This is a genomic window from Pseudomonas sp. Irchel 3A18 (genome assembly GCF_900187465.1).
Taxonomy (GTDB): Bacteria; Pseudomonadota; Gammaproteobacteria; order Pseudomonadales; family Pseudomonadaceae; genus Aquipseudomonas; species Aquipseudomonas cichorii.
Map to the genome: position 1 here is coordinate 550,182 of NZ_FYDI01000002.1, position 12,724 is coordinate 562,905.

General features: G+C 58.2%; 13 protein-coding genes and 1 tRNA gene. 8 read left to right on the top strand and 6 right to left on the bottom strand.

The window, feature by feature from the left end:
- Positions 1-70: 70 nt before the first annotated feature.
- The 6 genes from CKW23_RS05525 to hemA all read right to left on the bottom strand — a co-directional run bounded on the left by CKW23_RS05525 (position 71) and on the right by hemA (position 5,457).
- Positions 71-589, bottom strand: coding sequence for an acyloxyacyl hydrolase (locus CKW23_RS05525; RefSeq protein WP_025258606.1), 519 nt, complete (start codon positions 587-589; stop codon positions 71-73).
- A 116-nt stretch (positions 590-705) separates the two neighbouring features.
- Positions 706-1,521, bottom strand: coding sequence for a glutamate racemase (gene murI, locus CKW23_RS05530; RefSeq protein WP_025258605.1), 816 nt, complete (start codon positions 1,519-1,521; stop codon positions 706-708).
- On the bottom strand, positions 1,518-2,270 hold the full coding sequence (locus tag CKW23_RS05535) for a molybdopterin-synthase adenylyltransferase MoeB (protein ID WP_162883708.1): 753 nt from the start codon (positions 2,268-2,270) through the stop codon (positions 1,518-1,520). Before CKW23_RS05535 ends, murI begins: the two co-directional genes overlap by 4 nt.
- Positions 2,264-3,100: a peptide chain release factor N(5)-glutamine methyltransferase gene (prmC, locus tag CKW23_RS05540; protein ID WP_025258603.1), complete on the bottom strand. Its 837-nt coding sequence runs from the start codon at positions 3,098-3,100 to the stop codon at positions 2,264-2,266. Before prmC ends, CKW23_RS05535 begins: the two co-directional genes overlap by 7 nt.
- Complete coding sequence (prfA, locus tag CKW23_RS05545; protein WP_025258602.1) at positions 3,101-4,183, bottom strand: peptide chain release factor 1; 1,083 nt, start codon at positions 4,181-4,183, stop codon at positions 3,101-3,103.
- Positions 4,180-5,457, bottom strand: a complete 1,278-nt coding sequence (gene hemA, locus CKW23_RS05550; protein WP_025258601.1) for a glutamyl-tRNA reductase — start codon at positions 5,455-5,457, stop codon at positions 4,180-4,182. The genes prfA and hemA overlap by 4 nt, the downstream gene beginning before the upstream one ends.
- A gap of 227 nt (positions 5,458-5,684) precedes the next feature.
- Between hemA and CKW23_RS05555 the strand changes: the two genes are divergently transcribed.
- The 8 genes from CKW23_RS05555 to ychF all read left to right on the top strand — a co-directional run bounded on the left by CKW23_RS05555 (position 5,685) and on the right by ychF (position 12,601).
- A complete protein-coding gene (locus CKW23_RS05555) occupies positions 5,685-7,412 on the top strand; it encodes a tetratricopeptide repeat protein (protein WP_177434623.1) in 1,728 nt (575 codons plus the stop codon).
- Between the two features lie 4 nt (positions 7,413-7,416).
- The gene (lolB, locus tag CKW23_RS05560; RefSeq protein ID WP_025258599.1) at positions 7,417-8,034 is read left to right on the top strand and encodes a lipoprotein insertase outer membrane protein LolB; all 618 of its coding nucleotides are present in this window, start codon (positions 7,417-7,419) and stop codon (positions 8,032-8,034) included.
- Positions 8,035-8,036: 2 nt separating this feature from the next.
- Positions 8,037-8,885, top strand: a complete 849-nt coding sequence (ispE, locus tag CKW23_RS05565; protein ID WP_095067219.1) for a 4-(cytidine 5'-diphospho)-2-C-methyl-D-erythritol kinase — start codon at positions 8,037-8,039, stop codon at positions 8,883-8,885.
- A 40-nt stretch (positions 8,886-8,925) separates the two neighbouring features.
- A tRNA-Gln gene (locus tag CKW23_RS05570) sits at positions 8,926-9,000 on the top strand.
- 46 nt (positions 9,001-9,046) lie between these two features.
- Positions 9,047-9,988, top strand: coding sequence for a ribose-phosphate pyrophosphokinase (locus CKW23_RS05575; RefSeq protein ID WP_025258597.1), 942 nt, complete (start codon positions 9,047-9,049; stop codon positions 9,986-9,988).
- A 136-nt stretch (positions 9,989-10,124) separates the two neighbouring features.
- Entirely contained in the window at positions 10,125-10,730 is a 606-nt protein-coding gene (locus tag CKW23_RS05580) for a 50S ribosomal protein L25/general stress protein Ctc (RefSeq protein WP_025258596.1), read from the top strand.
- Between the two features lie 164 nt (positions 10,731-10,894).
- Positions 10,895-11,479 (top strand): aminoacyl-tRNA hydrolase, encoded by a 585-nt coding sequence (pth, locus tag CKW23_RS05585; protein ID WP_025258595.1) that lies wholly within the window; start codon positions 10,895-10,897, stop codon positions 11,477-11,479.
- A 21-nt stretch (positions 11,480-11,500) separates the two neighbouring features.
- Positions 11,501-12,601: a redox-regulated ATPase YchF gene (gene ychF / locus CKW23_RS05590; protein WP_025258594.1), complete on the top strand. Its 1,101-nt coding sequence runs from the start codon at positions 11,501-11,503 to the stop codon at positions 12,599-12,601.
- The last annotated feature ends 123 nt before the right edge of the window (positions 12,602-12,724 follow it).

Below are 12,724 nucleotides of genomic sequence, written 5' to 3' on the forward strand. Positions count from 1 at the left end.
CAAACGATGGATAGGTATCGAATGTAGCGGCCTGTCGCGAATAAATTCTCCCCCGCCTGGTCGTTCACTATCAGAACGGCATCTTGTAATGCAGGGCGTAGCTTTCTATCCCGTCGTTCGGCTGTTTGATACCGGCGTTGGAATAGTGAGTGGCACGAATGCCGATTTCATGACCGCCTGCGAAGCGCAGACCAAAACCGATACGGTCTTCAAAGTTGAAGGCCGAGCCCAGTTTGTTGTCTTCGACCTGGGTGTTGGAGAACACCGAAACCCCGATCCCCGCCTCGATGTAAGGCTTTACGCTCTGACCTGCGAACTCATAAACCAGTACTGGCGAGAACGACAGGCTGTTATTGCTGGAGCGTTTATCGCCGTCCCAGTAGGTGTAGGCGCCGTCCCAGTAGCCGGTCAGACGGCCTACATCGCTTTTCAGCCAACTTTTGTCCCAATCGAACTGCACGCCCAGCCGATAGGTCATGGTCGATTGGCTGGTGTGGCCTACCGAAAACTCAACCCCATCGGCCAGTACCATCGAGCTTTGCCCTGAGAGAGCAGCCGAAAACACGGCCGCACATAAAAGTCGCTTCATAGAAACATCCATTTCATATGGTAGTTATTGGAAAGTGCTAGAACTTGGCAAACGCAGTTATAGAAAGCAGCAGCAAAGCGTTGGTTCAGCGCATAAAAAGCTTTTTCACGATTTTTTTACAAACCTAAGCTTCGCACACTGCCAGCGCTTTGCCATAGGGCAGGAAGAATTTTTTTGAAATCATTTGGATTGCCACTCGTCCAGTAGGATGTTTCGCACACAGGACCGGTGGACAACAGATCGGATTGGGTCAGCAAACGCTGGAGTTGACGGGCTACGGCCGCGCCCGTGTCGATCAGGCTGATGGATTCAGGAATCATCTGACGCAGCAGTGGCTTGATAAACGGATAGTGTGTGCAACCCAGAATGATGGTGTCGCAGCCTTCCAGCAGCAAAGGCTCGACATAGCGCCAGAGCAACTGGCGAATGGTCGGGCTGAGCAGATCACCGGTTTCGATCAGTTCCACCAGCCCCGGACAAGGCTGGGTAACCACCCGCACATCGCTGGCGAAACGGTCGAGCAGAGCGGCGAACTTGGCGCTTTGCAGGGTGCCGGTTGTGGCCAGAACCCCCACCACTCCGCTGCGAGTTGCCGCAGCGGCCGGCTTGACCGCTGGCTCCATGCCGACAACAGGCCAGCCGGGATAACACTGGCGTATATGCGCAACACCTGCCACCGTCGCCGTATTGCAGGCCAGCACCAGCGCCTTGGCGCCCTGCTCCCGGAAGAAACCGGCAATCGTGAGACAACGCTCGATGATGAATTCAGGGGGCTTTTCGCCGTAGGGAATATTCCCGCCGTCGGCGACATACAGCAGGGATTCGTTGGGCAGCAACTGACGGATTTCGGTGAGTACCGAAAGCCCGCCCACACCGGAGTCGAAAACCCCTACTGGCGCATTACGGCTAAAAGGCGTGGAAGTACCGGTCATTGAGCAGTACCGCATACACCGCACGCCGGATCGCGTTTGACCTTCAATTCACGAAAACGGGTGCTCAACGCATCGATCAGCAACAGACGCCCTACCAGCGGCTCGCCAAAACCCGCCAGCAGCTTCAGGGCTTCCAGGGCCTGCAGGCTGCCCACCAGTCCCACCAGAGGCCCGATGACGCCAGCTTCACTGCACGTCAGTTCGGCTTCACTGCCGTGACCGTACAGGCAGTGATAGCAAGGACTCTCGGCACGGCGCGGGTCGAACACCGACAACTGACCTTCAAGGCGGATCGCCGCACCGCTGACCAGAGGCTTGCCGGCAGCGACGCAAGCCGCATTCACGGCCTCGCGGGTCGAGAAGTTATCCGAGCAATCGAGCACCAGATCAACGCCTTGCACGGCAGCACTCAGGGAATCGGCATCCAGTGCAGCGCGATGGGCGACCAGTGTCACCTCGGGATTGATGGCCGTCAGACGGGCCATGGCGGAATCCACCTTGGCCTGCCCGATGCTGTGGCTGTCATGAATGACCTGGCGCTGCAGGTTGGTCAGGTCAACGCTGTCAAAGTCGGCCAGATGCAACTCGCCTACTCCGGCAGCAGCAAGATAGAGCGCCACCGGAGAACCCAGGCCGCCCAGCCCGACGATCAGCGCACGGCTGCTCTTGAGCCGTATCTGCCCGTCGATATCGACGTGTTGCAGCAGAATCTGCCGACTGTAACGCAGCAGTTCCTCATCACTCAGCACAGCAAGCATCCGAAAGTGATGCGCTCGTGCTCGCCCAGATCACGTCGGGTCTGCACCCGGTCGAAACCATTGGCAGTCAGCAGGTTACGCACTTCAGCCCCCTGGTCATAGCCATGCTCAAGCAACAACCAGCCGCCACTGCGCAGATACGCTGGAGCCTGCTGGACAATGGCTCGCAGGTCGTCCAGGCCATCGGCGCCCGCAACCAGTGCGCTGCTCGGCTCGAAACGGACATCACCGGCCGCCAGATGCGGGTCGGCATCGGCGATGTAAGGCGGGTTGCTGATGATCAGGTCGAACTGCCGGTTCTGCTCCAGCGCACTGAACCAATGGCTGTTGAGCACCACGGCGTTGTCCAGTTGCAAACGCTGGCGGTTGCGTTCGGCCAGGGCCACGGCTTCCAGTACCCGATCCACGGCCGTCACTTTCCACAGATGACGCTCGTTGGCCAGTGCCAGGGCAATCGCCCCGCTGCCGGTGCCCAGATCCAGAACCTGAGCCGGCGCAAACGCCGGTATGAGTTCCAGCGCCGCCTCGACCAGCATTTCGGTTTCGGGACGTGGAATCAATGTGTGCGGCGCGACTTCCAGATCGAGTTTCCAGAAACCCTGCTGACCCAGAATATAAGCCACAGGCTCACCGGTGCGCCTGCGTTGCAGGTAACTGGCGAACGTCAGCGCCGCTTCGGTGCTGACAATGCGCTCGGGCCAGGTATGCAGGAAGCTGCGCGGCTTGCCCAGGGCAGCGGCCAGCAGCAACTCGGCGTCCAGGCGCGCAGTTGGTGAGTCGGGAAGTTCAGCGCTTCTTAACAAGCTGGCGATGATGGTCATTTACTCACCCAGTGCCGCAAGTTGATCAGCCTGATATTCAGCGAGTAGCGGCTCTATCACTGCATCGACGCCACCGGCCAGAACTTCGTCCAGTGAATACAACGTCAGATTGACGCGGTGATCCGTCACTCGCCCCTGAGGGAAGTTATAGGTGCGAATACGCTCCGAACGATCACCGGACCCCACCAGCAGCTTGCGCTCGCTGGCGATGGCATTGGCAGCGGCACTGGTCTGCTGATCATTCAGTTTGGCAGACAACCAGGACATTGCCCGGGCTCTGTTCTTGTGTTGCGAACGTTCTTCCTGGCATTCCACGACAATACCCGATGGCAAGTGGGTAATGCGAATGGCCGAGTCGGTCTTGTTGACGTGCTGTCCACCGGCACCGGAGGAACGATAGGTGTCGATGCGCAGGTCTGCCGGATTGATTTCGATCGCCTGCTGCTCGTCAGGCTCTGGCAACACCGCCACGGTACAGGCCGAGGTATGGATACGACCTTGTGACTCGGTTTCGGGCACACGCTGTACGCGGTGGGCACCGGACTCGAATTTCAGCTTGCCGTAGACGTTTTCGCCTTCGACACGGGCAATGACTTCTTTGTAGCCGCCATGCTCGCCTTCGTTTTCCGAAAGGATTTCCACGCGCCAGCCACGACGTTCGGCATAGCGCGAGTACATGCGGAACAGGTCACCGGAGAAGATCGCCGCCTCGTCACCGCCTGTGCCGGCACGGATTTCCAGGAACACGTTGCGCCCGTCGTTGGGGTCCTTGGGCAGCAGCATGCGTTGCAACTGCGCCTCCAGCTCCAGCAACTGCTGCTTGGCTTCACGGACTTCCTCGACCGCCATTTCCCGCATGTCCGGATCGTTGTCCTTGAGCAGCGCCTGGGCACCGTCCAGATCGGCCAATACCTTGATGCGCTGCCTGTAAGTCTCGATGACCGGCTCGACTTCGGCGTATTCACGGGAATAGGCGCGAAATTTGGTCTGGTCGCTGATAACTTCCGCATCGCCAAGCAGCGCGGTCAATTCTTCAAAACGGTCGCTGAGCACATCCAGCTTATTGAGCAGTGAAGCTTTCATTGCGAAGGTTTATCCGTCGAGCCCTCACCGAGGGCAAAAAGTTCCTGAGCCATGGCCAGCGCATCGACGCGGCCTTCGGCAGACAGCTTTTTAAGCTGAACGCTGGGAGCGTGCAGCAGTTTGTTGGTCAGGCCACGGGCCAGTTGAATCAAGACCTCTTCGGCATTGCTGCCGTTGGCCAGCATACGCTGCGCCTTGCTCAGCTCTTCGTCGCGCAGCCGCTCGCTTTGCTGACGATAGGCACGCAATACATCGACGGCCGCCAGTTCGCGCAAGCGGGACATGAAGTCCTCGGCGCCGATACTGACCAGTTGTTCGGCCGCCAGGGCAGCACCCTGCCGACTCTTGAGGTTTTCGGCGACCACCTCATGCAGATCATCGACGCTATAGAGGTAAACGTCGTCCAGCTCGCCGACTTCCGGCTCGATATCGCGAGGAACAGCGATATCCACCATGAAAATCGGCTTGTGCTTGCGCAGCTTCAAGGCGCTTTCTACCGCACCCTTGCCCAGAATCGGCAACTGGCTGGCGGTGGAGCTGATCACGATATCGCTGTTCACCAGCTCTGCCGGAATATCCGAAAGCAGCACCGCATGGGCGCCGAACTCGGCAGCCAGAATACTGGCGCGCTCCAGGGTCCGGTTGGCAACCACAATACGCTTTACGCCCAGATCACGCAGGTGCCGGGCAACCAGAGTGATGGTTTCGCCCGCGCCGATCAGCAACGCCTGACTGCGCTGCAGATCGCTGAAAATCTGTTTCGCCAGGCTGACGGCGGCAAACGCCACCGATACCGGGTTCTCACCAATGGCCGTGTCGGTGCGCACCTGCTTGGCGGCGCTGAAGGTCGCCTGAAACAGACGCCCGAGCAACGGACCAACGGTTCCCGCCTCACGGGCCACGGCATAGGCGGATTTCATCTGCCCGAGAATCTGCGGCTCTCCGAGTACCAGAGAGTCCAGGCCCGAAGCCACGCGCATCATGTGACGCACGGCGGCATCGTCTTCATGAATGTAGGCACTGGCGCGAAGTTCATCGAGGCTCAGGTGATGATAGTCCGCCAGCCAGGCCAGAATGCTGTCGGCTGCGAGCTGGTCGTGCTCGATATACAGCTCGCTACGGTTACACGTCGAGAGGATCGCGGCTTCGCGACTGCTGGTAAGACGGCAAAGCTGCTGCAAGGCCTCGACCAGTTGTTCTGGCGTAAATGCCACGCGCTCGCGAACGTCTACCGAGGCAGTCTTATGGTTAATACCAAGTGCAAGGAAGGCCATTCAGGGTCGCTGGTGGTGACGTGAAGCCAGCAATTGTCCTACTTCAATAAGCTCAGAACAACCACTGCATATTATTGTCCCACTAGAATCGCTCGTCGCAGGCACCCTTTTTGGGGTGGCGACGCCGTCAGAACCGCTGTTGCAGTAGTTTTTCCACCGGTGGTGGGTTTTGCCGACAGCCTTGTGTCATGATGCTCCAAACCGCAGGTAAGCCGCCTTTCTTATATATGACTAGATCCTCCGCGTTGTTCCTCGCCCTTGTCTTTCTCGGCGGCTGCCAGTCCATGGCTCCCGTCTCACAGCAACCTGTGACTGCACAGAAAGACACACCTCCCGCGCCTGAAACAAAGCCGCTGGTCTATGGCTCGTTCACTCAGGACACCCTGGTCAGCCTGCTCAGTGCCGAACTGGCAGGCCAGCGTAACCGTTTCGACATTGCGCTCGACAATTACGTCACCCAGGCGGTCAAGACCCAGGACCCGGGCGTTTCCGAACGGGCCTATCGCATCGCCGAGTATCTGGGCGCCGATCAGGCCGCTCTGGATACCGCCATGATCTGGGCGCGCAACGACCCGAGCAATCTGGAAGCGCAAAGAGCCGCCGCGATTCAGCTGGCACGCTCCGGACGCTATGACGACTCCATGATGTACATGGAGAAGGTTCTGCAGGGTCAGGGCGATACGCATTTCGACTTCCTGGCGCTCTCTGCTGCGGAAACCGACACCGATACCCGCAATGGTCTGCTCAAGAGTTTCGACCGGCTGCTGGGTAAATACCCGAACAATGGCCAGTTGATCTTCGGCAAGGCGCTGCTGCTCCAGCAGAACGGCGACTCCGAACGCTCCTTGCGCCTGCTTGAAGACAATCCGCCCAAGGACGGCGAAATTGCGCCAATCCTGTTGCGCACCCGCCTGCTGCAAGGCATGGGTCGTGGCAAGGAAGGGCTGCCGATCCTGGAAAAAAGCCTCAAGAAATACCCGGAAGACAAACGTCTGCGCCTGACCTACGCCCGCATGCTGGTCGAACAGAACCGCATGGAAGACGCCAAGGTGCAGTTCTCCAGCCTTTTGAAGCAATACCCGGATGACGACGAACTGCGTTTCTCCCTGGCGCTGGTCTGCCTGGAAGCCAAGGCTTGGGACGAAGCAGCCGTTTATCTGGAAGAGCTGGTGGAACGAGGCGCACATGTCGACTCCGCGCACCTGAACCTGGGCCGCATCCACGAAGAGCGCGACGACCCGCAAAGCGCCCTTGCCGAATACGCACAGGTCGGGCCGGGCAGTGATTTCCTGTCCGCCCAGCTTCGCCAGAGCGACATTCTGATGAGCAACGGCAATGCTGCCGAAGCCTCCAAGCGCCTCGCCGAAGCCCGCGACTCGCAGCCGGACTACGCGATCCAGCTGTACCTGATCGAAGCCGAAACCCTGACCAGCAACAATCAGCCCGACCGTGGCTGGCAGGTGCTGAATCAGGCGCTCAAGCAGTATCCGGACGACGTGAACCTGCTTTATACACGCGCCATGCTGGCTGAAAAGCGCAACGACTTGGCGCAGATGGAAAAAGACCTGCGGGCAATCATCAAGCGCGAACCGGAAAACGCCATGGCCCTTAATGCTCTGGGTTACACCCTTTCGGATCGCACGACCCGTTACGCCGAAGCCAGGGAGCTGATTGAAAAGGCCCACACCCTGACACCCGACGATCCGGCCGTGCTCGACAGCCTGGGCTGGGTCAATTACCGCATGGGCAACCTGGACGAAGCCGAACGCCTGCTGCGCATGGCGCTTGAACGCTTCCCCGACCACGAAGTCGCCGCTCACCTGGGCGAAGTGCTCTGGGCCAAGGGCGAACAGCGTGAGGCCCGTAAAGTCTGGGGTAAAGCCCTCGAACAGCAACCTGACAGCCCTATTCTGCGTAGCACCGTGCTGCGCCTGACCGGATCAGAGAATCTTTGACGTTATGTTTTTGCGCCATGTAATCGTATTCAGCCTCATTGCCCTGCTCACCGGCTGTGCCGGCCTGACTTCCCGCGAAGCCCTTCAGGGCAAGGGCGATCCCGCGCAGTGGCGCGAGCACAAGCAACAACTGAGCAGCCTCGACGGCTGGCAGATCAACGGCAAGGTCGGCATTCGTGCTCCCAGGGACTCCGGCAGCGGAACCCTGTTCTGGCTGCAACGCCAGGATTATTACGACATCCGCCTCTCCGGCCCTCTGGGACGCGGCGCGGCACGCCTGACCGGGCGTCCTGGTGGCGTGAGCCTTGAAGTGGCCAACCAGGGCCGCTACGAAGCGCCAACCCCGGAAACCCTGCTGCAAGACCAGTTGGGCTGGAAACTTCCAGTCTCGCACCTCGTCTGGTGGGTGCGCGGCCTTCCCGCCCCCGACAGCAAGAGCCGCCTGACACTGGATGACGACAGCCGGCTGGCCAGCCTTGAACAGGATGACTGGCAGGTGGAATACCTCAGTTACATTGAACAGAACGGTTACTGGTTGCCTGAGCGCATCAAACTGCATGGCCAGGATCTGGATGTCACGCTGGTCATCAAGGACTGGCAGCCTCGCAAACTGGGGCAATGAACATGAGCACGCCAAGCCTGACCCTGCCCGCTCCCGCCAAACTGAACCTGATGCTGCACATTCTTGGCCGTCGTCCTGACGGCTATCACCAACTGGAAACCATCTTTCAGTTTCTCGACTACGGCGATGAACTTGGTTTCGCCGTTCGCGAGGACGGTGAAATCCACCTGCAAACCGATGTCCCCGGCGTTCCTCACGACAGTAATCTGATCGTCAAGGCTGCCCGGGCATTACAGAAACAGTCCGGTTGCACACTGGGCATGGACATCTGGCTGGAAAAACGTCTGCCCATGGGCGGCGGCATCGGGGGTGGCAGTTCGGATGCGGCAACCACCCTGCTGGGTCTGAACCATCTCTGGAATCTTGGCTGGGACGAAGATCGCCTGGCCGCTCTGGGCCTGACGCTTGGGGCCGACGTCCCGGTTTTCGTGCGTGGGCGTGCTGCATTTGCAGAGGGTGTAGGAGAAATTCTCACCCCTATAAACCCCGAAGAACCGTGGTATTTGGTACTTGTGCCGCAAGTATCTGTAAGTACAGCAGAAATTTTTTCAGATCCACTGTTGACACGTGACACTCCTCCCATTAAAGTGCGCCCCGTTCCCAAGGGAAACAGTCAAAACGACTGTAGAGCGGTTGTAGAGAAGCGTTATCCAGATGTACGTAACGCTTTGAATTTGTTAGGTAATTTTACCGAAGCAAAATTAACCGGAACTGGAAGTTGTGTGTTTGGGGCCTTCCCAAACAAAGCTGAAGCTGATAAAGTCTCGGCCCTTCTTACAGAGACCCTTACAGGGTTCGTAGCAAAAGGAAGCAACGTTTCGATGTTGCATCTCAAGCTACAGATTCTGTGAAAAAGGAATCGAGTGCCAGGCACTCGGATTGATTCAATACAGGGGCGTCGCCAAGCGGTAAGGCAGCAGGTTTTGATCCTGCCATGCGTTGGTTCGAATCCAGCCGCCCCTGCCATTTTCTATACTCATCCAGGTATACCCTCAGCCTCCAGGTACTGCGCGTGTCCAAGATGATGGTCTTTACGGGGAACGCTAACCCCGATCTGGCTCGGCGTGTAGTACGTCAGCTGCATATCCCTCTCGGTGACGTCTCTGTCGGTAAATTCTCCGACGGCGAGATCAGCACTGAGATCAATGAAAACGTCCGCGGTAAAGATGTCTTCATTATTCAGCCGACTTGCGCTCCGACCAACGATAACCTGATGGAACTCGTCGTGATGGCTGATGCCTTCCGCCGCTCCTCAGCGTCCCGAATCACTGCTGTGATTCCTTACTTTGGTTATGCCCGTCAGGATCGCCGTCCGCGTTCCGCACGTGTTGCCATCAGCGCGAAAGTCGTTGCTGACATGCTGACCGTGGTGGGTATCGATCGTGTTCTCACGGTTGATCTTCATGCTGACCAAATACAAGGTTTCTTCGATATTCCTGTAGATAACATCTACGGCTCCCCTGTTCTGGTGGATGACATCGAAGATCAGCGCTTTGAAAACCTGATGATCGTTTCCCCGGATATCGGCGGCGTCGTGCGTGCACGTGCTGTTGCCAAATCCCTGGGCGTCGATCTCGGGATCATCGACAAACGCCGCGAGAAAGCCAATCACTCCGAAGTGATGCATATCATCGGTGATGTCGAAGGGCGTACCTGTATTCTGGTCGACGACATGGTCGATACCGCCGGCACTCTGTGCCATGCGGCAAAGGCCCTGAAAGAGCATGGCGCTGCCAAGGTCTTTGCCTACTGCACACACCCTGTGCTGTCGGGTCGGGCGATCGAAAACATTGAAAATTCCGTGCTGGACGAACTGGTGGTGAGTAACACCATCCCGTTGTCTGCTGCTGCACAAGCCTGTAGCCGTATCCGTCAACTGGATATCGCACCGGTAGTCGCTGAAGCGGTTCGCCGTATCAGCAACGAAGAATCGATCAGCGCGATGTTCCGCTAAGGGTTTTCCCTGGGTTCATCTCGTCGACGAAAAGCGCCCCGCCCTGGCATCCGGTCAGGGCGGGGCTTTTTTGCCCATATCGCATTGGCGCTGGTCGCAAACGCCAAAGCGAGTGTGGTTATTTTGGAGAAACAAAATGAATGATTTCACTCTGAATGCTGAAGTGCGTTCCGACCTGGGGAAAGGTGCGAGCCGCCGCCTGCGTCGTCTCGCAAGCCTGGTTCCAGCTGTTGTCTACGGTGCTGACAAAGCCCCTGAGTCCATCAGCATGCTGGCCAAAGAAGTTGCCAAACTGCTGGAAAACGAAGCTGCTTTCAGCCACGTTATCGAGCTGAATGTTGGTGGCAAGAAGCAGAACGTCCTGATCAAGGCACTGCAGCGTCACCCAGCAAAAGGTCACGTACTGCACGCTGACTTCGTACGTGTTGTTGCCGGCCAGAAACTGACCGCCATCGTTCCGGTTCACTTCATCAACGAAGAAGCTCCGGTCAAGAAAGGCGGCGAGATCTCGCACACCACTACCGAGCTGGAAGTTTCCTGCCTGCCTAAAGATCTGCCTGAGTTCATCGAAGTGGATCTGGGCGCTCTGGAAATCGGTTCCAACGTTCACCTGTCCGACCTCAAAGCGCCAAAAGGCGTTGAGTTCGTCGCACTGGCGCACGGTACCGACCTGGCTATCGCCAACGTCCACGCTCCACGCGTAGCTGCAGAAGACACCAAAGAAGAAGGCGCTGCCGAGTAATTCATTACTTGGTAACGTCGGAGTTGCTCAGGAAACATCGCGAGCGATAGCAGGCAAAGCGGGCGGGATCGCGGAGTTTACATCATGGTAAATGAGCACTTTTCGTCCACAGTTGCCGCTTTCGCAAGCGGTGTTATCCACAACTCCAAGGAAGAGCCCCTGTCGTGACCGCCATAAAACTGATCGTTGGCCTGGGAAACCCCGGCACTGAATACGAACAGACCCGGCATAACGCAGGGGCTCTTTTCGTTGAGCGTATTGCTGCGGCGCAACGAGTCAACCTCGTTCCCGAGCGCAAATTCTTTGGCCTGACCGGACGCTTCACGCATCAGGGTCAGGATGTTCGTCTGCTGATTCCTACTACCTACATGAACCGCAGCGGTCAGGCTGTAGCGGCACTCGCCGGCTTCTACCGCATTTCGGTCGACTCCATTCTGGTAGCGCACGACGAACTCGACCTGCCTCCCGGCGTTGCCAAACTGAAAGTTGGCGGCGGGCATGGCGGTCACAACGGTCTGCGCGACATCATCGCGCAGCTCGGTAACCAGAACACTTTCCATCGCTTGCGGCTTGGCATCGGCCACCCAGGCGATGCCAGCAAGGTCTCCGGTTTTGTCCTGGGTCGAGCGCCACGCGCCGAACAGGAAAAACTGGATGCCAGTATCGACTTTGCCCTCGGCGTGCTGCCGGATATCTTCGCCGGTGAATGGAACCGGGCGATGAAAAACCTGCACAGCCAGAAGGCCTGACATCACTCGAGGGGAAACACCATGGGATTCAACTGCGGAATCGTCGGCCTGCCTAACGTCGGCAAGTCCACCCTGTTCAACGCCCTGACCAAGTCTGGCATTGCGGCAGAGAACTTTCCCTTCTGCACCATCGAGCCGAACAGCGGCATCGTGGCCATGCCCGACCCGCGTCTGGCGGCGCTGGCAGCCATCGTCAATCCCAAGCGCATCCTGCCGACTACCATGGAGTTCGTCGACATTGCCGGTCTGGTCGCCGGTGCCTCGAAAGGTGAAGGCCTGGGCAACAAGTTCCTGGCCAACATCCGCGAAACCGACGCTATCGCTCACGTGGTGCGCTGCTTTGAAGACGAGAACGTGATCCACGTTTCCAACAGCGTCGATCCGAAGCGCGATATCGAAATCATCGACCTGGAGCTGATCTTCGCCGACCTCGAAAGCTGCGAAAAACAACTGCAGAAAGTCGCTCGCAACGCCAAGGGCGGCGACAAGGATGCGGTGATCCAGAAAGGCCTGCTCGAGCAACTGATCGCCCACTTCACCGAAGGCAAGCCGGCGCGCAGCCTGATGAAGAACATGAGCGTCGAGGAAAAATCGGTCATCCGCGGCTTCCACCTGCTGACCACCAAACCGGTCATGTACATCGCCAACGTTGCCGAAGACGGCTTCGAGAACAACCCGCTGCTGGACGTGGTCCGCGCCATCGCCGACGAAGAGGGCGCAATGCTGGTGCCAGTCTGCAACAAGATCGAAGCGGAAATCGCCGAGCTGGATGACGGCGAAGAAAAGGACATGTTCCTCGAAGCCCTGGGCCTTGAAGAACCCGGCCTGAACCGCGTGATCCGCGCCGGCTACGAAATGCTGCACCTGCAGACTTACTTCACCGCCGGTGTCGAAGAAGTCCGCGCCTGGACCGTCCGCGTCGGTGCCACCGCACCACAGGCTGCAGGCGTGATCCACACCGACTTCGAAAAAGGCTTCATCCGCGCCGAAGTCATCGCCTACGAAGACTTCATCCAGTTCAAGGGTGAAGCCGGTGCCAAGGAAGCCGGTAAATGGCGCCTGGAAGGCAAGGAATACATCGTCAAGGATGGCGACGTGATGCACTTCCGCTTTAACGTCTGATGCCTGCCGTGGGTTGCCACGGATGCTGATGAATCCTCAAAGCCCCCGTAATCGCCATGCGATTCGGGGGTTTTGTGTTTATGCCATGCGAACGGCGAATGCATACCGAAGGCTCGTCGAAAA

Excerpts from the sequence above, each read along its gene's own strand:
- CKW23_RS05525 (WP_025258606.1), bottom strand. The coding sequence starts at position 589 with ATGAAGCGACTTTTATGTGCGGCCGTGTTTTCGGCTGCTCTCTCAGGG.
- murI (WP_025258605.1), bottom strand. The coding sequence starts at position 1,521 with ATGACCGGTACTTCCACGCCTTTTAGCCGTAATGCGCCAGTAGGGGTT.
- prmC (WP_025258603.1), bottom strand. The coding sequence starts at position 3,100 with ATGACCATCATCGCCAGCTTGTTAAGAAGCGCTGAACTTCCCGACTCA.
- prfA (WP_025258602.1), bottom strand. The coding sequence starts at position 4,183 with ATGAAAGCTTCACTGCTCAATAAGCTGGATGTGCTCAGCGACCGTTTT.
- hemA (WP_025258601.1), bottom strand. The coding sequence starts at position 5,457 with ATGGCCTTCCTTGCACTTGGTATTAACCATAAGACTGCCTCGGTAGAC.
- CKW23_RS05555 (WP_177434623.1), top strand. The coding sequence starts at position 5,685 with ATGACTAGATCCTCCGCGTTGTTCCTCGCCCTTGTCTTTCTCGGCGGC.
- lolB (WP_025258599.1), top strand. The coding sequence starts at position 7,417 with ATGTTTTTGCGCCATGTAATCGTATTCAGCCTCATTGCCCTGCTCACC.
- ispE (WP_095067219.1), top strand. The coding sequence starts at position 8,037 with ATGAGCACGCCAAGCCTGACCCTGCCCGCTCCCGCCAAACTGAACCTG.
- CKW23_RS05580 (WP_025258596.1), top strand. The coding sequence starts at position 10,125 with ATGAATGATTTCACTCTGAATGCTGAAGTGCGTTCCGACCTGGGGAAA.
- ychF (WP_025258594.1), top strand. The coding sequence starts at position 11,501 with ATGGGATTCAACTGCGGAATCGTCGGCCTGCCTAACGTCGGCAAGTCC.